At 49.8% G+C, this 22,391-nt stretch carries 17 protein-coding genes and 1 pseudogene; 4 read left to right on the forward strand and 14 right to left on the reverse strand.

Features of this window, described 5'->3' with window-relative positions; translation table 11 throughout:
- Positions 1-443 precede the first annotated feature (443 nt).
- From purL to HMPREF2700_RS00140, 5 genes are all read right to left on the reverse strand, one after another.
- A complete protein-coding gene (gene purL, locus HMPREF2700_RS00120) occupies positions 444-4,370 on the reverse strand; it encodes a phosphoribosylformylglycinamidine synthase (RefSeq protein ID WP_070589044.1) in 3,927 nt (1,308 codons plus the stop codon).
- 306 nt (positions 4,371-4,676) lie between these two features.
- The gene (gene rep / locus HMPREF2700_RS00125; RefSeq protein WP_070589046.1) at positions 4,677-6,677 is read right to left on the reverse strand and encodes a DNA helicase Rep; all 2,001 of its coding nucleotides are present in this window, start codon (positions 6,675-6,677) and stop codon (positions 4,677-4,679) included.
- A gap of 91 nt (positions 6,678-6,768) precedes the next feature.
- The gene (locus HMPREF2700_RS00130) at positions 6,769-7,704 is read right to left on the reverse strand and encodes a dihydroorotate oxidase (RefSeq protein ID WP_070589049.1); all 936 of its coding nucleotides are present in this window, start codon (positions 7,702-7,704) and stop codon (positions 6,769-6,771) included.
- A gap of 225 nt (positions 7,705-7,929) precedes the next feature.
- Positions 7,930-9,111: an aspartate aminotransferase family protein gene (locus HMPREF2700_RS00135; protein WP_070589052.1), complete on the reverse strand. Its 1,182-nt coding sequence runs from the start codon at positions 9,109-9,111 to the stop codon at positions 7,930-7,932.
- Between the two features lie 112 nt (positions 9,112-9,223).
- Entirely contained in the window at positions 9,224-10,168 is a 945-nt protein-coding gene (locus HMPREF2700_RS00140) for a class I SAM-dependent methyltransferase (protein ID WP_070589053.1), read from the reverse strand.
- A gap of 337 nt (positions 10,169-10,505) precedes the next feature.
- Between HMPREF2700_RS00140 and HMPREF2700_RS00145 the strand changes: the two genes are divergently transcribed.
- On the forward strand, positions 10,506-11,915 hold the full coding sequence (locus tag HMPREF2700_RS00145; protein ID WP_070589055.1) for a DEAD/DEAH box helicase: 1,410 nt from the start codon (positions 10,506-10,508) through the stop codon (positions 11,913-11,915).
- Between the two features lie 131 nt (positions 11,916-12,046).
- Here the strand turns inward: HMPREF2700_RS00145 and leuB are convergent, their stop codons facing one another.
- From leuB to leuC, 9 genes and pseudogenes are all read right to left on the reverse strand, one after another.
- Entirely contained in the window at positions 12,047-13,117 is a 1,071-nt protein-coding gene (leuB, locus tag HMPREF2700_RS00150) for a 3-isopropylmalate dehydrogenase (protein ID WP_004520344.1), read from the reverse strand.
- A 66-nt stretch (positions 13,118-13,183) separates the two neighbouring features.
- Positions 13,184-14,047: a DUF1444 family protein gene (locus HMPREF2700_RS00155; RefSeq protein WP_070589057.1), complete on the reverse strand. Its 864-nt coding sequence runs from the start codon at positions 14,045-14,047 to the stop codon at positions 13,184-13,186.
- Between the two features lie 38 nt (positions 14,048-14,085).
- The gene (locus HMPREF2700_RS00160) at positions 14,086-14,547 is read right to left on the reverse strand and encodes a NanQ anomerase/TabA/YiaL family protein (RefSeq protein WP_070589059.1); all 462 of its coding nucleotides are present in this window, start codon (positions 14,545-14,547) and stop codon (positions 14,086-14,088) included.
- A gap of 99 nt (positions 14,548-14,646) precedes the next feature.
- On the reverse strand, positions 14,647-15,315 hold the full coding sequence (locus tag HMPREF2700_RS00165; RefSeq protein WP_070589060.1) for a DUF2625 domain-containing protein: 669 nt from the start codon (positions 15,313-15,315) through the stop codon (positions 14,647-14,649).
- 68 nt (positions 15,316-15,383) lie between these two features.
- Complete coding sequence (gene leuD / locus HMPREF2700_RS00170) at positions 15,384-16,025, reverse strand: 3-isopropylmalate dehydratase small subunit (RefSeq protein ID WP_003677355.1); 642 nt, start codon at positions 16,023-16,025, stop codon at positions 15,384-15,386.
- Between the two features lie 45 nt (positions 16,026-16,070).
- A complete protein-coding gene (locus HMPREF2700_RS00175) occupies positions 16,071-16,436 on the reverse strand; it encodes a VOC family protein (RefSeq protein ID WP_070589061.1) in 366 nt (121 codons plus the stop codon).
- 103 nt (positions 16,437-16,539) lie between these two features.
- On the reverse strand, positions 16,540-16,794 hold the full coding sequence (locus tag HMPREF2700_RS00180) for a hypothetical protein (protein WP_070589063.1): 255 nt from the start codon (positions 16,792-16,794) through the stop codon (positions 16,540-16,542).
- Between the two features lie 124 nt (positions 16,795-16,918).
- Positions 16,919-17,353, reverse strand: a pseudogene (locus HMPREF2700_RS00185) (aconitase family protein); the annotation flags it as partial.
- Positions 17,354-17,526: 173 nt separating this feature from the next.
- On the reverse strand, positions 17,527-18,936 hold the full coding sequence (gene leuC, locus HMPREF2700_RS00190) for a 3-isopropylmalate dehydratase large subunit (protein ID WP_070589067.1): 1,410 nt from the start codon (positions 18,934-18,936) through the stop codon (positions 17,527-17,529).
- 265 nt (positions 18,937-19,201) lie between these two features.
- On the opposite strand from leuC, the gene gshA reads away from it, so the two are divergent.
- From gshA to HMPREF2700_RS00205, 3 genes are all read left to right on the forward strand, one after another.
- Positions 19,202-20,560 carry a glutamate--cysteine ligase gene (gene gshA, locus HMPREF2700_RS00195; protein WP_070589069.1) on the forward strand — a complete coding sequence of 453 codons (1,359 nt, stop codon included), beginning with the start codon at positions 19,202-19,204 and terminating at the stop codon, positions 20,558-20,560.
- A gap of 103 nt (positions 20,561-20,663) precedes the next feature.
- Positions 20,664-21,734 carry a magnesium/cobalt transporter CorA gene (gene corA, locus HMPREF2700_RS00200; RefSeq protein WP_070589071.1) on the forward strand — a complete coding sequence of 357 codons (1,071 nt, stop codon included), beginning with the start codon at positions 20,664-20,666 and terminating at the stop codon, positions 21,732-21,734.
- A 114-nt stretch (positions 21,735-21,848) separates the two neighbouring features.
- The gene (locus HMPREF2700_RS00205; RefSeq protein WP_049351048.1) at positions 21,849-22,331 is read left to right on the forward strand and encodes an acyl-CoA thioesterase; all 483 of its coding nucleotides are present in this window, start codon (positions 21,849-21,851) and stop codon (positions 22,329-22,331) included.
- Positions 22,332-22,391 lie beyond the last annotated feature (60 nt).

Genomic DNA, 22,391 nt, shown 5'->3' on the forward strand with positions numbered 1-22,391 from the left:
CTTTATTAATTTTAGATATTTTTATAGTTTATCTAGCTTATGTTTTTTAATAAATTTTATATAGATCAATAAAATTAATATAATTAGAATATCAAAAATAATAAAAGTAGATAATATTTGAGTTATATCATAGGTTATGATTAGTATGTCTTCGGTGGCACTCATCATTTCTATCTTATATTTAATTGTTAAATAAATATTTAAAATATAAGCTATTTGACAAATAAGAACTAATGGAACAGAAAATTTTATTAATATCTTGCCTAAGGTACCCATTTTAATTTCCTATTTATTTTTATTCATAAATGAAATGTTGTGCGGTAGTCAATGCAGAAAAGAGCATTAAGGAGGCATAAAGGCCGTCTGAAACAGGTTGGAGCGAAGTCCGATGTGCCTATTTCAGACGACCTTTTCTTTAAAGCCGAATCAAATCAGCCTGGCGGTTAACCCAAAGCTTTTCGTGCACCGGCAAAGAGGCGGTACCAGCCGGACAATTCCGTCCAGTCTTCCGGTTTCCAGCTCATTTGCGCGGCACGGTACACGCGTTCCGGATGCGGCATCATGATGGTAACGCGGCCGTCGGCGTTGGTCACACCGGCGATGCCTTGCGGCGAGCCGTTAGGGTTGAGCGGATAAGTTTGGGTCACTTGGTTTTGACCGTCTACATATTGCAGCGCAATGCCTAAATCAGTGGAAATATTGCCGCTGTGCAGGGAGAAATCTGCGCGGCCTTCGCCATGGCTGACCACAACAGGCAGGCTGGAGCCTTGCATTTCGTTCAGAATCAGGGAGGCTGATTTCGGAACATGGACCATGCTCAGGCGCGCTTCGAACTGTTCGCTCAGGTTGCGTTTAAACTTCGGCCAGCCTGCCGTGCCAGGGATGATTTCGGCGAGGTTGCTGACCATCTGGCAGCCGTTGCACACGCCCAATGTCAGCGTGTTCGGATCGGCAAAGAAGGCGGCAAATTGGTCGCGCAGAGCAGGGTGGAACAGAATCGATTTTGCCCAGCCTTCGCCCGCGCCGAGTACGTCGCCGTAGCTGAAGCCGCCGCACGCCGCCAGCATTTTGAAGTCGGCAAGATTGACGCGGCCTGCCATCAGGTCGGACATATGCACGTCGTAGGCATCGAATCCTGCGCGTGTGAACGCGGCGGCCATTTCGATTTGTCCGTTTACGCCCTGTTCGCGCAAGATGGCGATTTTGGGTTTTGCGCCGCTGTTGATAAACGGTGCAGCGATGTCTTCGTTCACGTCGAATTTCACGTCGGCAAACAATGCGCTGCGTTCGTTGTCGTCAATCAGGGCAAACTCGCTGTCGGCGCAGGCAGGGTTGTCGCGCAGGCGTTGGATGGCGTGGCTGGTTTCCTGCCATGCGCGTTGCAGGTCGGTAAGGGATTGATTAAAAATTTCTTCTCCTGCATTGATGACCATATGACCGCTATCGGCAAACTCTCCCAAATGGTGCAGCGTGAGATTCAGTTTTTCGCACAAATTGAAAATATATTCGTGGTCGGCAGCGTGAACAGCAATAACGGCTCCTAATTCTTCGTTAAACAGGGTAGTTAGGACAAATTTTTGCCATTCTTGAGGCGAGTAATACTCGTTTTGAACGTTAATATTTTTACTTACCATTGTCAGCAGATCGAGATTCATGCCACGGCGAGAAGCAAATGCCATTTCTGCCAGAGTCACAAACAAACCGCCGTCGCTGCGGTCGTGGTAGGCCAGCAACTTATCTTCTTGAACGAGTTGCTGAATTAACTGATAAAACGCTTTCAGACGGCCTGAATCAATATCAGGTGCTTCGCCGCCGCTTCGGTTATACACTTGAGCCAGTGCAGAACCACCCATACGGCACTTGTTGTTGCCTAAGTCAATCATCAGCAGAATAGTGAACGAATTGGCATTGTCTTTTAATACGGGCGTAACAGTTTTGCGCACGTCTTGGACTGGCGCGAACGCAGAGATAATCAGGCTCAACGGCGAAACCACGGATTTTTGTTCGCCATTCTCCTGCCATACGGTTTTCATCGACAGGCTGTCTTTGCCCACGGGAATGCTCAAATCCAATGCCTGACAGGCTTTAGAAACCGCTTCGACGGTGCGGTAGAGTTTTTCATCTTCGCCTTCGTTGCCGCACGCCGCCATCCAGTTGGCGGAGAGTTTGATGTTGCCGATGTCGCCGATATTGACCGCAGCGATGTTGGTGATGGCTTCGCCGACGCACATTCTGCCTGAAGCAGGCGCGTCAAATAGGGCGACGGTCGGTTTTTCGCCCATAGACATCGCTTCGCCGCGATAGGTGTTGAAGCCCATCATGGTCACGGCGCAGTCGGCTACCGGAGTTTGGTATTTGCCGACCATTTGGTCGCGGTGGGTCATGCCGCCAACGCTGCGGTCGCCGATGGTAATCAGGAAGTTTTTGGCCGCTACGGTAGGCAGGCGCAGAACGCGGTAGGCGGCTTCGGTAATGTCGATATCGCCGGCGTTAAACGGTTTTTTAGACGGCGTAATCGTTTTGTCGGTACGCGTGGTTTTGGGCGGTTTGCCGAGCAAAACGTTCAACGGCAAATCGACAGGGTTGTTGGAGAACAAATCGTCGCGTACTTTCAAATGGCCGTCGTCGGTCGCCGTGCCGACTACGGCAAACGGGCAGCGTTCGCGTTCGCAGATGGCGCGGAAGGTGTCCAAATCTTTTTCCAAAATGGACAATACATAACGCTCTTGTGATTCGTTACACCAAATTTGCAATGGGTTGAGGCCGTGTTCTTCCAGCGGCACTTCGCGCAGTTTGAATACCGCGCCGCGTCCGGCATCGTTGACGAGTTCGGGGAAGGCGTTGGACAAGCCGCCTGCGCCGACGTCGTGGATGGAGATAATCGGGTTCTTATCGCCGAGTTGCCAGCAGCGGTCGATGACTTCTTGTGCGCGGCGTTCGATTTCGGGGTTGCCGCGTTGTACGGAGTTGAAGTCCAAAGATGCGTCGTTTGTACCGGTATTCATGGAAGAAGCCGCGCCGCCGCCCAAGCCGATAAGCATGCCCGGACCACCCAGTTGGATCAGCAATGCGCCTTCGGGGATTTCGTCTTTGTGTGTTTGTTGTGCCTGAATGCTACCCAATCCGCCGGCGATCATAATCGGTTTGTGATAGCCGCGAACCTGACCGTCGAATTTTTCTTCAAAGGTACGGAAGTAGCCCAAGAGGTTCGGGCGTCCGAATTCGTTGTTGAATGCCGCGCCGCCGATGGGGCCTTCGATCATGATGTCTAGAGGAGAAGCAATATGGCCGGGTTTGCCGTAGGCTTGTTCCCAAGGCTGCTCCAAGCCAGGGATATTCAGGTTGGAGACGGTAAAGCCGGTCAAGCCTGCTTTCGGACGCGAGCCTTTGCCTGTCGCGCCTTCGTCGCGGATTTCACCCCCCGCGCCCGTTGCCGCACCCGCAAACGGCGCGATGGCGGTCGGATGGTTGTGCGTTTCCACTTTCATGATGATATGGGTGTCTTCTTCGTGGAAACGGTAGCCTTGGTTTTCCGCCGCATTCGGATAGAAACGCTCAACTTTGGCGCCTTCGATTACGGACGAATTGTCTTTATAGGCAACGACTGTGCCTTCGGGATGCGCGTTGTGCGTGTCGCGAATCATGCCGAAGAGGGATTTCGGCTGTTTTTCTCCGTTGAGGATGAAATCGGCGTTGAAGATTTTGTGGCGGCAGTGTTCGCTGTTTGCCTGAGCGAACATCATCAATTCAACATCGGACGGATTGCGCTGCAAAGCCTGATAGTTTTCAACCAGATAATCGATTTCGTCGGCTGAAAGCGCCAAGCCCATTTCGGTATTGGCTTTGACCAATGCCTCTTTACCGCCGCCCAATACGTCCACGCTGGAGAAGGTTTCCGATTGGATATGGTGGAACAGTTGCGCCGCTGCATCGATGTCGGTCAACACGCTTTCGGTCATGCGGTCGTGCAACAGGGCTGCCCATTGTTGTTTTTGCCCGTCGGTAAGCGCACCTTCCAACCATACGGCCATGCCGCGTTCGATACGCTCAATGCCTTCCAAGCCGCAGTTTTCGGCGATATTGGTTGCTTTGGAAGCCCACGGTGAAATGGTGCCCAAACGGGGCGTTACCAAAAATAAATGCAAGCCCTCGCGCGCTTTGGGCGTTTGTTCAACGCTTTGCGCTGCCAGTAAGGCTTGCAGTTTTTCGACTGTCGCGGCATCAAGTGCTTTTTCGCTACCGACAAAATACCAAAATTCGCTGCTTAATTTGACTTCGGGCAGGCCGAGGGCGGCTGCTTTTTGGAAGAGTTTTTCAACACGGAAATCGGAAAGGGCGGTTACACCGCGCAAGGGCAGAACAACAGACATGGATTCAGCTCACAAAATGCAGTTGGGGAATCCATTATTATACCCGAAAAATGCAATTTTGCTTGTGAATTTATACTTCAAGTGTTGACAATTTTTGCTTGTAAATTGAAGGGGAATAAGGCAATCGTGCCGCCTAGTTTTTTATTTTGTACCTGATTACTCGATTATTTTTGTTTATTTTTGAAGAATCGGGAGGAATGGGGACGGATAGGCGTAACGATATAAAGTGAAAATTATTTGATTGTTGACTTTGACATTTTGCTGACAATAAGGCCGTCTGAAACATTGCTTTCAGACGGCCTGGCTTTATCCTTTTCTTTTGTTTCCCAGCATATCCAGCAATCCTGCTAAATTACTTTTTCCTTCTTCCTTGCTCACAATCGGTTCACCGCCTTTGCGCCCTAGGATTTTGATGTCTTCCTGCGGCATTTCGTCTATGAAGCGGCTGGGTTCGGGGAACTGCCATGTGCCTTGTTTTTTGCGTTTGACGCAGTGGGTCAGCGTAAGCTGGCGTTTGGCGCGGGTAATGCCGACGTACATCAGACGGCGTTCTTCTTCGACATTGTCTTCTTCGATGCTGTCGTTGTGCGGCAAGATACCTTCTTCGCAACCGACAAGGAAAACATAGGGGTATTCCAAACCTTTGGAAGCGTGCAGGGTAGAGAGTTTGACGGCATCGACTTCTTCTTCGCTTTTACCCTCCAAAAGCGTCATCAGGGCGATGGTTTGGGCAAGCTCGATGATATTTTTGCCGTCCTGCTCGCCTTTGCGTTCCAGCCAGCCGGTCAGGTCGGTAACGTTGCGCCATTTGATTTCGCCTGCTTTGCCTTCTTCGTTGGCCAACAGGTGGTTTTCGTAGTCGATTTCTTTCAGCAGGTTATGAATAAGCTCGCCTGCTTCGCTGGTTTCGGCTCTGGCGCGGTAGTTTTCAATCATATCCATGAAGGCTTGCAGGTGTTGGCGGTTAGTATTGTTCAACAGGGCAAGCGCTTCTTCGGTTTGCGCGGCTTCATACAGGCTGCATTCGTGTTCGTTCGCGTAGGTGTTGAGCTTGCCTAGTGTGACGTCGCCGATGCCGCGTTTGGGCGTGGTGACGGCGCGTAGAAAAGCAGGATCGTCGTTGGGGTTGGCAAGCAGGCGCAAGTAGGACAAAACGTCTTTGATTTCAGCTTTGTCGAAAAAGCTTTGTCCACCGGAAAGCTGGTAGGGAACGCGTGCGCTGCGCAAGGCTTCTTCGAAAATCCGCGCCTGATGGTTGCCGCGGTATAACACGGCGAAATCGGCGTATTGGGTTTTATCGCCGCCAACCAGCTTCTGCTTGATGATTTGGCTGACAACCCAGTCTGCTTCGTGCTGCTCGCTTTGACAGGCAACGACTTTGACGATTTCGCCTTCGCCAAACTGCGACCAAAGTTTTTTGGTAAAGAGTTTGGGGTTGTTTTCAATGACTTTGTTGGCGATTTTGAGAATCCGCGCGGTGGAGCGGTAGTTTTGCTCCAGCTTGATGACTTTCATCTGCGGATAGTCTTCCTGCATTTTGCGCAGGTTTTCCATGTTCGCACCGCGCCATGCGTAGATGGACTGGTCGTCGTCGCCGACGGCGGTAAACATGCCTTCTGCGCCGGTCAAGAGTTTCATCAGGGTGAATTGGCAGGTGTTGGTGTCCTGACATTCGTCAACTAACAGATAACGCAGCCGCTGCTGCCATTTGTTGCGCACTTCGCTGTTTTGCTGCAACAGCACGGCAGGCAGGCGGATTAAGTCGTCAAAGTCCACCGCCTGATAGCTTTGCAGGGTTTCCTGATAGCTCGCATACACGCGCGCTGTTTGCTGTTCCCACACATTAGCGGCCGTCTGAACGACATCTTCAGGCGTTTTTAAATCGTTTTTCCAAAGGGAAATTTGATGTTGCGCTTTGAATACGGCTTCTTTGCCCGTACCGCCCAAGAGTTCGCCGATGATTTTGGCGCTGTCGGTAGAGTCGAGGATGGAAAAGTTTTTTTTGTAACCGATTTGATTGGCTTCTTCGCGCAGAATCTTCATGCCCAAAGAGTGGAAGGTGCAAATTGTCAGCCCGCGCGTTTGCGACTTGGGCAGCATTTTAGAGACTCGCTCCTGCATTTCCGTAGCGGCTTTATTGGTAAAGGTAATCGCGGCAACGGTATGCGGCAGATAGCCGACATTGACAATCAAATGCTTGATTTTTTGCGTAATCACGCCGGTTTTGCCGCTGCCTGCGCCGGCAAGGACGAGCAGGGGGCCGCCTAGATATTTGACCGCGGCTTGCTGTTGGGGGTTGAGTTTCATTGAAGGGGGAAGACGGGTAATGTGGGGAGCAATTATACAACAAGGCCGTCTGAAATTTTCAGACGGCCTTGGGCGTTTTTTTGAGTAAACCTTATTCAAAATATTTCAATTTGCCTTTGAAGTCTTCCAGCTTCTCATAGCCTTTTTGCGCCATGATCGCTTTTAATTCAAGGGAAACCCGTTCAAAAATGTCTACGCTTTGCTGGTGTAGCGCCGTGCCGATCTGCACCATGCTTGCGCCGCACAAGATGTGTTCAAACGCATCACGTCCGCTGTAAACGCCGCCTGTTCCAATGACCTGGATAGACGGATCCAGTCTTTGACAGAACGCATGGACATTGGCGAGCGCAGTCGGTTTGATGTATTGACCGCCTATGCCACCGAAGCCGTTTTTCGGGCGGATGACGACGGATTCGTCTTCGATATACATGCCGTTGCCGATGGAGTTGACGCAGTTGACGAATTTTAGGGGATAGCGGTTGAACACTTCTGCCGCCTGATCGAAATGGGCAATATCAAAATACGGCGGTAGCTTGATGCCCAATGGCTTGTCGAAGTAGGTAAAGGCATTATCCAAAATCATCTCGGTTGTTTCAAAGTCGTAGGCGATTTGCGGTTTGCCGGCGACGTTTGGGCAGGATAGGTTGAGTTCGGTAATGCCGTTGAACCCGCTGTTTTGCACCTTTTCCAACAGGATATGTGTTTCGCCGGGCGACAGGCCGACCAGTGAGAGAAAAAATGTCTGTTCCGGCTGAGACTTTTGAAGGGTAAGTAGGTAATCCAGATAGTAATCAATGCCTTGATTCGGCAAACCCATTGAATTGATACTGCCGAGAGGGACGTCCCGATAACGCGGTTCAGGGTTGCCTTGACGAGGGGTAAGCGTTGCGGTCTTGGTAATGAAAGTGCCTGCCGAAGACTGTCTGACTGCTTCCAATTCCTCAACAGTCATACATGACACACCAGCGGCATTCATCAGGCAGTTGTCAAAAGAAAAACCGGCGATTTGGGTTTTTAACGATACCATCTCCTGCTCCTTTTCTTCGAAAAATCAAATTGTTTGCCAAGCGTAACACGAAGAATCAGTACGATTTTTAACAAACATCAAATGACAAAGCATGTAGGCAGATGTTGTTTTCAATATTGAAAAAAGGCCGTCTGAAAAACTCAAACGGTCTTTCAGACGGCCTTTACTATATGGCATTAATAGAACCAAAAGCTGTCGGCTGATTTAGATATTGGGTTTTAAAAATCAGGCCAACCATTCGGCCAAGGCCGCTTCAAAACGTTTCAAGCCTTCGGCCATGTCTTCATCGTTCAGCAGCAGGCTGGGGGCGAAGCGCACCACATTGGCGCCGGCAACCAGTACCATCAAGCCGTGTTTCAAAGCGGCGGCGGTGATTTCCGAAGCCTTGCCTTCGTATTTGTCTGCCAACACGCAGCCGAGCAGCAAGCCCATGCCGCGGACTTCTTTAAATACGCCGGTCTTTTCGCCTATTTCACGCAAGGCCGTCTGAAGTTTTTGGCCTTGTTGTTTAACGTGTTCCAATGTCTCGGGCGCATTGATGATGTCAAACGCACGGCTGCCGACCGCGCACGCCATTGGGTTGCCGCCGAATGTCGAGCCATGTGTTCCGGGGCCGAAGGTTGGGGCGATTTTTTCGGTGGTCAGAATCGCGCCAATCGGGAAGCCGCCACCTAAAGCTTTGGCAGAGCTGAGAATATCGGGTGTCACGCCGTAATGCTCGTAGGCAAACAGTTTGCCCGTATGCCCCATGCCGGTTTGTACTTCGTCCAAAATCAGCAAAGAGCCGTGCTTGTCGCATAAACGGCGTGCGGCTTGCAGATATTCTTGGGTAGCAGGCAGGATGCCGCTTTCGCCTTGAATCGGCTCGATAATCACGGCGCAGGTTTTATCGCCGACGGCCGCTTCTAATGCGGTAACATCATTGAAGGGAACGTGGGTAATGCCGGCCGGCAGCGGCGCGTAGTCTTTGCTGTATTTGGGCTGGCCGCCGACGGATACGGTAAACAGGGTGCGGCCGTGGAAGCTGTTGAGACAGGAGATGATTTCGGTTTTGTGCTCGCCAAAATGATCGCGGCCGTATTTTCGCGCCAGTTTCAGCGCGGCTTCATTGGCTTCTGCGCCGGAATTGCAGAAAAACACTTTGTCGGCAAAGGTGTTTTCGACCAATTTTTTGGCCAATTTTTGCGCCGGTTGGGTGGTGTAGATATTAGAAATGTGCCAGAGTTTTTGCGATTGTTCGGCCAAGGCTGCGACCAAATCGGGATGGCAATGGCCCAGCGCGTTTACTGCAATACCGCCTGACAGGTCAATGTATTCTCGTCCTTCGGTATCCCAAACCCGGCTGCCGAGCGCGCGTTCCGGAATCATGGGGGCGAATGAGAAATTGGGCGTCAGGTAGTTTTGCATGTTCTTTTCCTTTTGATATTGTCAACAATCTCTTGAATTATGCGCCTAATGGTTGAGAGATTCAATATGGCAATCAGGCCGTCTGAAAACTGGCTTTCAGACAGCCTGATGCTTATTTATGCTTGATTTCCCAGCATTGATGGATTTTTTTGTTGCGGAAATCGTCGGGAACGGACTGTTTGGAAATGTCTTTGACGGCGTATTGTTCCGATACAGAATCGTCCAACATAAAGCTGCGTAGATTGTTGGAGAAATACAGAATGCCGTCTGAAGCGAGCAGGCTCATTGCGCCGTCAATCAGTTTTTTATGGTCGCGCTGGATGTCGAGGATGTCGAGCATTTTTTTGCTGTTGGAAAAGCTGGGCGGATCCATGACGATAAGGTCAAACTTTTTGCCTTCGTCTGCGGCATTTTGCAGATATTGGAACACATCGGCGCGGACGATTTTGTGTTGTTCGGGGTCGATGCCGTTGAGTTCGAAATTGCGTTTTGCCCACTCGAGATAAGTGTTGGACAAATCGACAGTTTCGCTAGTTACCGCACCGCCGGTTGCGGCGTAGACGGTGAAGCTGCCTGTGTAGGAAAACAGGTTGAGGAAGCGTTTGCCCGCTGCGGTTTCGCCGACTTTTTTGCGCGTGTTGCGGTGGTCGAGGAAAAGACCGGTGTCGAGGTATTTGTCGAGATTGACCCAAAACTTGCGGCCGTTTTCAGTGATGACGAAATCGTCGCCGGTTTTGCCGGTTTTCTCGTATTGCTGCAAACCTTTTTGACGTTCGCGGCGTTTGAGGTGGATTTGTTCGGGCGCAAAACCGGTCACAAAACCGATGGCTTCCAATACATCCTCAAGCCATGCTTCGTATTCTTCGGGCTGCATCAGCCAGCCGGTATCGTATTCCTGAAGATGGATTTGGTCGCCGTAAACATCGACGGCAAAGGGAAATTGGGGAATATCGCGGTCGTAAATGCGCCAGGCTTCGATATTGTTGCGTTTTGCCCATTTCATAAGATGTTTGATGTTTTTGCCCAAGCGGTTGGCAAAGGGGGTAATGTCGGTCATGGTTTCAGACGGCCTGAATAAGTATTGGGAAGGGTTTGGATTTTAACGCACTTGATGTCCTTTTGCTTGACTGTTGTCTATAAAATCTATATTATCCGCCGTTCGTCTTTTGATACGAAGCCATCGTCATCCAACCTAAACCGCCGTTTCGGGCGCGTTTCTTTTATTGCTTGCATATTTGCCAAGCCTTTCTGTGCAGGTTGTCGTCGATGTTAACCACAAGCAAGATGCTTGCGACAACCCTGTAACTTCACATTTCCCGTATCGTTACTTTCCTTTGCTTCAGGTCGTCTGAAAACCGTTCAGGCGTGCGCGTTGTTGTCTCTTTAGGATAGCCATGTCTATTAAATTTGCCGATTTGAACCTTGATAAAAACATTTTGTCCGCCGTGCGCAGCGAGGGTTACGAAAGCCCGACGCCGATTCAGGCGCAAGCCATTCCGTTTGCTTTGGAAGGCCGCGACATCATGGCTTCGGCGCAAACCGGCTCCGGCAAAACCGCCGCCTTTCTGCTGCCGACTTTGCAGCGACTGACCAAACGCAGCGAAAAACCGGGTAAAGGCCCGCGCGCGTTGGTGTTGACGCCGACCCGCGAACTGGCGGCTCAGGTGGAAAAAAACGCGCTGGCGTATGCTAAAAATATGCGTTGGTTCCGTACTGTCAGCATTGTCGGCGGCGCATCGTTCGGCTACCAAACCCGCGCCCTGAGCAAACCGGTTGATCTGATTGTGGCCACTCCGGGCCGTCTGATGGACTTGATGCAGAGCGGCAAAGTTGATTTTGAACGTTTGGAAGTGTTAATTCTGGACGAAGCCGACCGTATGTTGGACATGGGCTTTATCGATGACATCGAAACCATCGTGGAAGCGACGCCGAGCGACCGTCAGACTTTGTTGTTCTCCGCTACTTGGGACGGCGCGGTGGGCAAACTGGCGCGCAAACTGACCAAAGACCCTGAAACTATCGAAGTTGAGCGTGTGGACGATCAAGGCAAAATCGAAGAGCAGCTGCTGTACTGCGATGATATGCGCCATAAAAACCGCCTGCTCGACCATATCTTGCGCGATGCCAATATCGATCAATGCGTGATCTTTACATCTACTAAAGCCATGACCGAAGTCATCGCGGATGAATTGTACGAAAAAGGTTTTGCCGCCAACTGCCTGCACGGCGATATGCCGCAAGGCTGGCGTAACCGCACGCTGATGGACTTGCGTAAAGGCCGTTGCAAAATTTTGGTTGCCACCGATGTGGCCGCACGCGGTATCGACGTACCGACCATTACCCACGTTATCAACTATGACTTGCCGAAACAGGCTGAAGACTACGTTCACCGCATCGGCCGTACCGGTCGCGCAGGCCGTACCGGTATTGCGATTACTTTTGCCGAAGTGAACGAATACGTCAAAGTACACAAAATCGAAAAATACATCGGCCGTAAATTGCCTGAGCTGACCATCGAAGGCATGGAGCCGACACGCAAACGCAAATCTGCGGGTGGCAAACCGAAAGGCAAAGGCGGCTGGGGCGATCGTAAATCCGGCGGCTGGCTCGGCGATAAGAAACTGGCTAAAGAAGGTTTCGGTGGTAAAACACGCGGCGAAGGCTATAAAAAAGACGGTTTCAAGAAAGATGGCTTTAAGAAAGATGGTTTCAAAAAAGCTGACGGTTTTAAAAAAGGCGGCGAAGGCTTTAAAGGCAAGCGTAAGTCTAACGACAGCTTTGGCGGTAAACACAAAAGAGGTTGATTGCTTCAATCTTAAGGCCGTCTGAAAAAGACATAAGGGCGTGTGAAAACACGCTCTTTTTTATGGTTAAAAGTTTTTGCATATAAAAAGAGCATGGGATGGTATTCCCACGCTCTTTTTCAGACGGCCTCTTACAAAGCGGCCAATACGGCATCGCCCATTTCGGAGCAGGAAACCAGTTTGGTACCTTCTTCGTAAATGTCGCCGGTACGCAAGCCTTGTTGCAGTACTTTTTGTACGGCGTTTTCAACTTGTTGCGCGCGTGCTTCGTCGTTCAGGCTGTAACGCAGCAGCATGGCAAGAGACAATACGGTTGCCAGCGGATTGGCTTTGTTTTGACCGGCAATGTCGGGAGCGGAGCCGTGAGACGGTTCGTACAGGCCTTTGCCGTTTTCGTCCAAAGAAGCGGAAGGCAGCATACCAATGGAGCCGGTCAGCATGGACGCTTCGTCAGACAGAATGTCGCCGAAGATGTTGCCGGTGGCAATCACGTCAAATTGTTTGGGCGCGCGTACCAACTGCATGGCTGCGTTATCAACGTACATATGAGAAAGCTCGACATCAGGGTATTCTTTGCCGATTTCTTCAAAGATTTCGCGCCACAGTTCGGTGGTTTCCAAAACGTTGGCTTTGCCTACGGAGCAGACTTTTTTGCTGCGTTTTTGGGCGGATTGGAAGGCAACGTGGGCGATACGGCGGATTTCGCTTTCGCTGTATTTCATGGTGTTGTAGCCTTCGCGTTCGCCGTTTTCCAGAACGCGGATGCCGCGCGGTTCACCGAAGTAAATATCGCCGGTCAGTTCGCGTACGATAAGGATGTCGAGGCCGGCTACGATTTCCGGTTTCAAAGTAGAAGCATTGGCCAGCTCTTTATACAAAATGGCAGGGCGCAAATTGGCAAACAGATTCAAGTCCTTACGGATGGCCAACAAGCCGCGCTCAGGGCGCAGCGGACGGTCGAGATTATCGTATTGAGGAGAACCGACTGCACCAAGCAGTACCGCATCGGCTTTACGGCAAAGGTTTTGCGTGAATTCTGGATAAGGATGGCCGTATTCGTCATAGGCTTCACCGCCCAAAGGTGCGTATTCGTAGCTGACATCCAAACCTTGTTCGATAAGTTTGTCGAGTACGCGGACGGTTTCTGCAACGATTTCAGGGCCGATGCCGTCGCCGCGCAAGATAGCGATATGTTTGGTCATTTCGGGTTTCCTTATGGGAAGGTTTTAGGTAAAGGGCAGGCCGTCAGTTTTTCAGACGGCCTTAAATCAATTTGCTCTGAAAACGCTGATTGTACCATTATGGTACTGGTAAAGCTGGGTAGAAATCGCGTAGGCAGAGTCTTCAAATGCCTGCAGGGCAATATTCGCCATCGCCTGCAAAGCTTCTTCATCGGACGGGCTGCAAACGAGCAGGGCGTTGCGTGCCGGGACTGCAAAAACAGGGTTGGCCGGCAGCATAGGGTCATCTTTAAGTACTTCGTCCAAAAGCAAAATCAAGGAAGCATCATAGTCGTTGTCCAAATGGATTTGGGTCAATGACCAACCTTCGGCATGATGAATTTGGACACGTCCATTCATCCGTTGGCGCAGATTATCCATGGCGGTACGATACAAGGCGTCCTCATCTTCAATACCGGCCTCTTTCATATGTTCACGATTGAGCGTATGCATGGATTCTTCCGTATCCACCATATAAAGCAACATGATATCGCCCGCAATCGGTTTGTATACCAGGTAATCGGCAGGTTCGGCTTCGTCCGTATTTGTAATCAGTCTGGCGTTTTCCAGATAAATCGTATTTTTAATCGTCGGAAGAATTTGTTGTGCTGAAACACTGGCATCAGTGTCTTGAATCTTATAGATAACCGCTAAATTGGCTGCAACAATAGCCTCCAAGGCCTCGGGATTTTGCAGATAACTTGTGTAATGGTTGCTCAAATATGTGCTGAACGATGCTTCATCGTCTTCGGAAAAATGGACAATGATAGGTGAAGACGCAATAGTTTCGCCCCAGTCGATTTTTGCCTCAAGATCCAATTCTTCTTGAATGCGACGGGCAAAGTATTCGACAAATCCCTGCCAAGTCATTAATTTAGGTTTGGAGCGGAACAACCTACTGAAAAAAGACATATTTTGTCCTGAATAAGGGGATAAGGCCGTCTGAAATATTATAGACGTTCGGTTTCAACACGGATTTTAAAAACAACTTTGCGTATATTCGCCCTGTCGCCAACCAATGGGGCATGCGCGTCATTTGGGAAAAATAGCGCAAATTCGCCGGGCTCCAAGGTCAACCAGGTTTCCGGTTCGCAGTTAAAAAATTCTATATCGCGCTTTTCGTTGTAGCCTAAACCGTTTTTCAGACGGCCTCTGTCTATCCAGCCATATGTTTCGCTGCCATCAATCGGCGTTTGAATATCGATGTGTTTTAAGTGCGCTTCAGGCTGGGCTTCTCTCTGCGTCCTCATCGGCTCGCTGCCGATAAAAATACGGATATTGGGATTCTCGCATAGCACTTGGCCGTCCGGCAGCTTGGCAAAATCCAAGGTCTGCAACAGATGGAAGGCTTCGGAAAAGTCGGGATGCAAGGCAGCGTAGCGAGGAGCATTGCTTATGGTGTCGGTAATCATGGTGTGGTTAGGTAGAAATTAAACTTCAGGATGTGAAGCCAATACGGTTTTCAGGATGCCTTATTTGTATTCTGATAACAAGGCCGTCTGAAAGGGCTTTTATGGAGTTGTTTTGTGCAGCTCCAAAGTGGAAGCATAATGTTCAGCGATAGGAATACGCTTGCGGCTGACTTGGTTTATATCGCTGCCTTCTTCAGTCCATAAAAACGGAAAGAACGTGTAAACGCTGTCACCATTCAAATCATGGATTTCTTCGCGCCAATTTTCCCAACGTAGGTTTTCGTAAAACAACTGTAAATCGCCGGTCAATGCCCAATTTAAGAAGTCGCCATAACCTTTACCGCAATCTTCCCATTCCAGTGTATCCGGTGGTAGGTAGAAAACATTACCTACTTTGCCATTCAATCCTCCACCATTAATCGCAAAATAGCCTCCAGCAACATCATCAGCAAACAGATAATAGGGAGCAGGGCCTGCTGGCTCGGATTGTGTGCGACCTAGATTCCAACTTCCTAAACCACGAGGTAGCTTCGCGCTACCGGAGCCAAGTATCCGCAACCAGCCGTTATCGATAAGGATGCCACCGGTTTCATAAACGACAGCGCCCATAAACGAACGTATTGTTACTTGGGTTTTGACAAGTTCTTTCTGTGACTTTTCAAGCGTACGTGGCAGAACTTCAATACTGTTTGCTGCTTTCGTAAGCCACTCTTGAATCACTGGCCATGCAGGGTCTTGGGTTTGGATTAATTCGTCGAATGATCTCATAGACTATCCCAAAGCATTCAGTAAAGGCCGTCTGAAACACTTAAATTTTTCAGACGGCCTTTTGTATATCAACCGTTAAACAGCCAAGGCTGGCTTTGGCGGCGTTTTTCTTCGAAGGCGTGAATTTCGTCAGCGTGTTGCAGGGTCAGGCCGATTTCGTCCAAGCCGTTTAAGAGGCAGTGTTTGCGGTGTTCGGTAATGTCGAATGTGAATGTTTCGCCGCTAGGGGTAGTCAGGGTTTGTTCGGCAAGGTCGATGGAGAGCTGATAGCCTTCGTTGGCTTCAACTTCTTTGAAAAGCTGGTCCACCTGTTCTTCTGTCAAAACGATAGGCAAAAGGCCGTTTTTGTAGCAGTTGTTGAAGAAGATGTCGGCGAAGCTGGGGGCGATGACGGCGCGGAAGCCGTAGTCGTCTAATGCCCAAGGGGCGTGTTCGCGTGAAGAGCCGCAACCGAAGTTTTTACGCGTCAACAGGATTTGTGCGCCTTGATAGCGTGGCTGGTTCAGGGAGAAATCCGGATTCAACGGACGTTTGCTGTTGTCCATGCCCGGTTCGCCGTGGTCGAGGTAACGCCATTCATCAAAGGCATTGGGGCCGAAGCCGCTGCGTTTGATGGATTTCAGAAATTGTTTGGGGATGATGGCATCGGTATCGACGTTGCTGCGGTCGAGCGGGGCGACGATGGCGGTAATTTTGGTAAAGGCTTTCATGTCAGATTCTTATAGTAATAATGGGAAATTTTATGGCTATTCGGGTTAGCGTGCGCTGTGCAAACCGATTCGGTTGCCTTCTGTATCTTCGATAAATGCTACAAAGCCGTTGGCAATGCGGAATTTCTCTTGTAACAGTTTGCCGCCTGCTGCAACGGCTTTTTCTGCTGTTTCGGCACAATCCGGGCAATTGAAGAAAATGGTTGTACCGCCGTGACCGGGCTGGGCATTGCTGTCGTGCCAAATCATGCCGGCTGTACCGTGTTGGGTGTAATCGGCTGGGAAAATAATGAAACGGAATCCGTTGCCGCCAACGTCTTGCAGGGGTTTGTCGAATACGGATTCGTAAAAGGCTTTGGCGCGATCCAAATCATGAGCGTGAATACCAAACCAGCTTGACGGATTACTCATTGTCTCTTCCTTTGCTTGGAATCGTGAAAATGTCTGAACAATTAATAAGGTATCAGGCCGTCTGAAACGGAGTCTGGAGCTTCAGACGGCCTGATTTACCGAATTATTCGGTAGCGGCTTCGATTTTTTCTCCAACATGGCTCATGCCGCGGCCTACTGCATTGCCGCCTTTTTTAACGGCTTCGCCGGTTTTGTCGACAACGTGTTCAGCGGTTTCTTTGGTTTTATCGGCTACGCGCTCGGCAGTCTCTTTGGTTTTGTCCCAATTGCGGTTGGTATCGTCTTTTGCGCCGGACCAAGTGCTGGAACAAGCTGACAGGATAAGGGCTGCGGCAGCCAATGCAAACAGTTTTTTCATACTAGATTCCTTTCAAGTTATCAATGATTAAGAAGGTTTTCGGACGTTTTGCGCAATAGGAAAACTTACTTGAGCAAGGTATTGTTTCAGACGGCCTGATGAATAAAGGCCGTCTGAAAATACTTTAAACCATAGTGCGGATGTCGGTAAAGTGGCCGGTAACCGCGGCTGCGGCAGCCATGGCAGGGCTGACGAGGTGGGTGCGTCCGCCGTTGCTTTGACGGCCTTCAAAGTTACGGTTGGAAGTAGAGGCGCAACGTTGTCCTAGGGTCAGGCGGTCGGCATTCATGGCGAGGCACATAGAGCAGCCCGGCTCGCACCATTCAAAACCGGCTTCGATAAATACTTCGTGCAAGCCTTCTTTTTCGGCCTGTTCTTTCACCAAACCGGAGCCTGGAACAATCAATACGCGTTGTACATTGTCCGCTTTTTTACGGCCTTTGGCGATGGCGGCGGCTTCGCGCAAGTCTTTGATACGGCTGTTGGTGCAAGAACCGATAAAGACGATATCGACAGGAATTTCGTTTAAAGGCGTACCGGACTCCAAGTCCAAGTGCTGGAACAGGCAGATAGGATAAGGGCTGCGGTAGCTAATACAAACAGTTTTTTCATAATGGATTCCTTTCAAGTGATAAATGATTGAAAAGGTTTCAGACGTTTTGCGCAACAATGGGGAATTTGCTTGGGCAAGGTGTTTTCAGACGACCTCTATTGATGGGGTCGTCTGAAAGATTATGCCATAGTACGGATGTCGGTAAATTTACCGTTTACCGCAGCGGCAGCAGCCATAGCGGGGCTGACAAGGTGCGTACGCCCGCCGTTGCCTTGACGGCCTTCGAAGTTGCGGTTGGAAGTGGAGGCGCAACGTTGTCCCGGGGTCAGGCGGTCGGCATTCATGGCGAGGCACATAGAGCAGCCCGGCTCGCACCATTCAAAACCGGCTTCGATAAATACTTCGTGCAAGCCTTCTTTTTCGGCCTGTTCTTTCACCAAACCGGAGCCTGGAACAATCAATACGCGTTGTACATTGTCCGCTTTTTTACGGCCTTTGGCGATAGCGGCGGCTTCACGCAAGTCTTCGATACGGCTGTTAGTGCAAGAGCCGATAAAGACGATATCGACAGGAATTTCGTTCAGTGGCGTACCGGCTTCCAAGCCCATGTATTCAAGGGCGCGTTCCATGCCGCTGCGTTTGACCGGATCGGTTTCTTCGGCAGGATTAGGCACTTTGCCGTTGATGTCCAAAACCATTTCAGGCGAGGTACCCCAAGTTACTTGAGGCTCGATGTCTTCGGCTTTGAAGTGGTATTCTTTATCGAATACGGCGCCTTCGTCAGACACCAGCGTGCGCCAGTATTCGACGGCTTTGTCCCACGCTTCGCCTTTAGGTGCGAAAGGTTTGCCTTTTACATAGTCGATGGTGGTTTGGTCGACGGCAACCATGCCTGAACGCGCACCGGCTTCGATCGCCATATTGCACAAGGTCATGCGGCCTTCCATAGAAAGGCTGCGGATGGCTTCGCCGCCAAATTCAATGGCGTAGCCTGTACCGCCTGCCGTACCGATTTGGCCGATGATGTAAAGTGCTACGTCTTTGGCGGTAACACCGGGTTTCAGACGGCCTTCAACGGCAATCAGCATAGATTTGGATTTTTTCGCGGTAATGCACTGGGTCGCCATGGTGTGCTCGACTTCGGAAGTGCCGATACCATGAGCCAATGCGCCGAATGCGCCGTGGGTAGAAGTGTGCGAGTCACCGCAGACAACGGTCATGCCGGGCAGGGTAGCGCCTTGTTCCGGGCCCATAACGTGTACGATGCCTTGGCCTTTATCCATAAACGGGAAGTAGGCGAGTGCGCCAAACTCTTTGATGTTTTTGTCCAAAGTATCGACTTGCAGCTTGGAAATCGGATCTTGGATGCCTTTGTCCCAGTCGCTGGTCGGGGTGTTGTGGTCGGCTGTGGAGACCACGCTGTCGATACGCCAGAGTTTGCGGCCGGCCATTTTCAAGCCTTCAAATGCTTGCGGGCTGGTTACTTCGTGAACCAGGTGACGGTCGATGTAAAGCAGGACAGTGCCGTCTTCTTCTTCGCGGACGACGTGGCTGTTCCAAAGTTTATCGTAAAGGGTTTGTGCGCTCATGATGAGTATTCTTTGCTATTGTTAGGTATGAATGATGGTTTGCGTTTATGGGCGGATTTTAGGCTTTTTATAGGGGCTGCGCAATAGAAATTTGTCCAATTTTTAAAATTTGTCGCAAAGTTTCAAAAACGCTTATCAAAAATTAGACAAATTGTAGAATTGTTGACAAAAAGATGCATCTTATCTGAAAGAATACTTGTCGAAATGCACTAAAAAGTTCTATCATTCTCACTTAATATCCACACTTAACAAAGAGGTATAGAGAATGAAATTACCGGTAATGGCTGCCGAACATCTGTCGCAACTTCAGGCGTTTGAAGCGAAAATCTTGTGCAACCACGCCAAAATCGAAGCATGGTTTCGTTCGCAATGGAACGAACACCGTCCGCCGTTTTATGGTTCGGTTGACATCCGTAATGCCGGTTACAAAATTTCATCTATTGATATGAACTTGTTCCCCGGTGGTTTCAATAACCTAAATACGAATTTCATCCCGCTGGCGGCAGTCGCGGCGCAAGACGCAGTACAACGCGCCTGCGAAACGGCAAAATCCGTATTGATTATTCCTGAAAACCACACACGCAACACATTCTATCTGCAAAACGTTTACGCACTCAGCGAGATTTTGCGTTCGGCAGGATATGAAGTGCGCTTGGGTAGCCTGAATCCTGAAGTGACTGAGCCAACCGAGTTTGAAACCGCGTTGGGCGACAAAATTTTGCTTGAGCCTTTATTGCGTACCCGTGAGCGTGTACATCTTGCAGACGGATTCTCACCTTGCGTCGTCCTGTTGAACAACGACTTGTCTGCAGGCATCCCTGAAATCCTTAAGGACATCAGTCAAACCGTATTGCCTCCATTGCACGGCGGCTGGACGACTCGCCGTAAAACCGAACATTTCGGCGCGTACAACCAAGTTGCTGCCGACTTTGCCAAGCTGATTGACATCGACGAATGGCAAATTAACCCTTATTTTGAAAAAATCAGTGGTTTGGATTTCCAAGAGCGTGAAGGCGAGGATGCATTGGCAGGTGCGGTAGAGCGCGTATTGGCGAAAACTCAAGCCAAATACGACGAATTGGGCATTACCGACCAGCCTTTCGTGATTGTCAAAGCCGACGCGGGTACTTACGGCATGGGCGTGATGAGCGTTAAATCTGCGGATGAAGTACGCGGATTGAACCGTAAAAACCGCAATAAAATGGCGAAAGTCAAAGAAGGCTTGGAAGTTAGCGAAGTCATTGTCCAAGAAGGTATTTATACCTATGAAACCATGAACGGCGCCGTGTGCGAACCCGTCGTTTATATGATGGACCGTTTCGTTATCGGTGGCTTCTTCCGTGTACACGAAGGCCGTGGTGCAGACGAAAACCTCAACGCCGGCGGTATGGTGTTTGTTCCGCTGTCCAACAGCATCCCCACCGGCAGCGGCGATAATTCCCAAGAAGCCCCCGAAGCCTGCAAACGTGTATTTGAACAATGGGATTCGCTCGGTATGCCGCGCTCTGAAAAAGACTGCGACGTGGACAACGAACACAACCGCCTCTATGTTTACGGCGTAATGGCGCGCCTGTCCTTGCTTGCTGCTGCATTGGAGTTGGAGAAAACCGCGCCTCAAGCCTAATCAAGCGTTGATCGATATTGTCAGGCCGTCTGAAAATCAGTTTTCAGACGGCCTTTTCTGTCTGTACAATTCATTCTAACTAAAAAAAGCATGATTTATTTTTATGAGCAAACCAGCCAATCCAGTTGAGACAACCGACACTCTGCAAGACCAAGCCATGCAGCGCAGCAATACCGACAATGCGCCGCGCTCTGCCATCCATCAAACCTTGTATTCCGCCGATACCTTCGTTCAGCATGATTATCTTGCCGGAAAAAACTTGCCTGATATTACCCGTCCGCAAGAAGGCCAAATCAACTGGCTGCATTTTGTCGGCATCAATGATGTTGCCTTGCTTAAACACGCGCTTGAGCCTTATGGTATCCATGAACTGGTTATTGAAGATATTCTCAGCCGCAAGCAACGTCCGAAAATCGAAGACTACGGCAGCTATGTTTTTACTGCCGCACAGGTTTACCACTATACCTCCACGGGCAAGCTCCATTCTGACCAAGTGTACGTGATTATCGGCAAAGATTTTGTGTTGTCTTTCCAACAAAAACCATTGGGCTTGTTCAGCCATCTCCGTCGGCAGATGCACGAAAATCCGCACAATATTTTGAACAAAAATACAGCGTTTCTTGCTTATTGCCTGCTTGACCGCATTGTGGATGACTATTTCATCGTTTTGGAGTCGTACAACAACCGTGTCGAAGTAATAGACAAGTCCCTGTTTAAAAATGAAAACAGCGATATTCTCAGTAAGATTCACCGCCTCAAGCGCGATGCCGTCCGTCTGCGGCGCACGCTTTTGCCATTGCGCGATGTGTTCTACCAACTGGCCGTACGCGGCGATTTTGCTATTTTCAAAGGCGAATCGACCGTCTATCTGCGCGACGTGTACGACCACAATATGCAGCTTATCGAGTCACTTGATGCCTCGCGTGATATGGTGTTGAGCATGATGGACATTTATCTTTCCTTCCAATCCAACCGCATGAACCAGCAAATGCGCGTGTTGACGGTTATCACCATCATCTTTATGCCGCTGACCGTCATCACCGGCATCTATGGCATGAACTTCGACAATATGCCCGAGCTGCATTGGCATTACGGCTATTTCATGGTTTTGGGTGTGATGCTGTGCATCATCATCGGACTGCTGATTTTCTTTTCGCGTAGAAAGTGGCTGTAAACGGGTAGGTAAGGGGTTGAAATCCAACGTTTAAAAACGGTAGAATGATTTGGCACACGTGCAGTCTGAAGTTTTCAGACAATTAAAAAATAAATATCAAAAGGAGAAGAAACTATGAAACCGGAACGCCAACTACCTTCCCATGAACTGATCATGTCCGAGCTGATGATGCCTTATACGGCAAACTTCAGCGGCAATGTTCACGGTGGCGATCTTCTGCGCCTGCTTGACCAAGTGGCATATTCCTGCGCCTGCCGTTACAGCGGTACCTATTGCGTTACTCTGTCTGTAGATAAAGTATTGTTTAAAGAGCCCATTCATGTCGGCGAACTGGTAACTTTTTACGCCAGCATCAACTACACCGGCCGTACTTCTATGGAAGTCGGCATCCGTGTAGAGGCGCAAAACATCCACACCGGCGAAGTGCGTCATACCAACAGCTGCTACTTCACCATGGTTGCCGTTGAAGACGGTAAGCCGGTTCCTGTACCGCCTTTGGAAATCAATACACCGCGCCAACGCTGCCGTTATGAAAGGGCTAAAAAACGCAAAGAATTGAGTTTGCAGGCTGCGGACAAAGATTCTGGCTGCAACTAAATTCAATTTATTAAATAACGAAGGCCGAGACCTTTGCAAAATTCCCCGAAATCCCCTAAA

The sequence above is a fragment of the Neisseria sp. HMSC068C04 genome (genome assembly GCF_001810105.1).
Taxonomy (GTDB): Bacteria; Pseudomonadota; Gammaproteobacteria; order Burkholderiales; family Neisseriaceae; genus Neisseria; species Neisseria flavescens_B.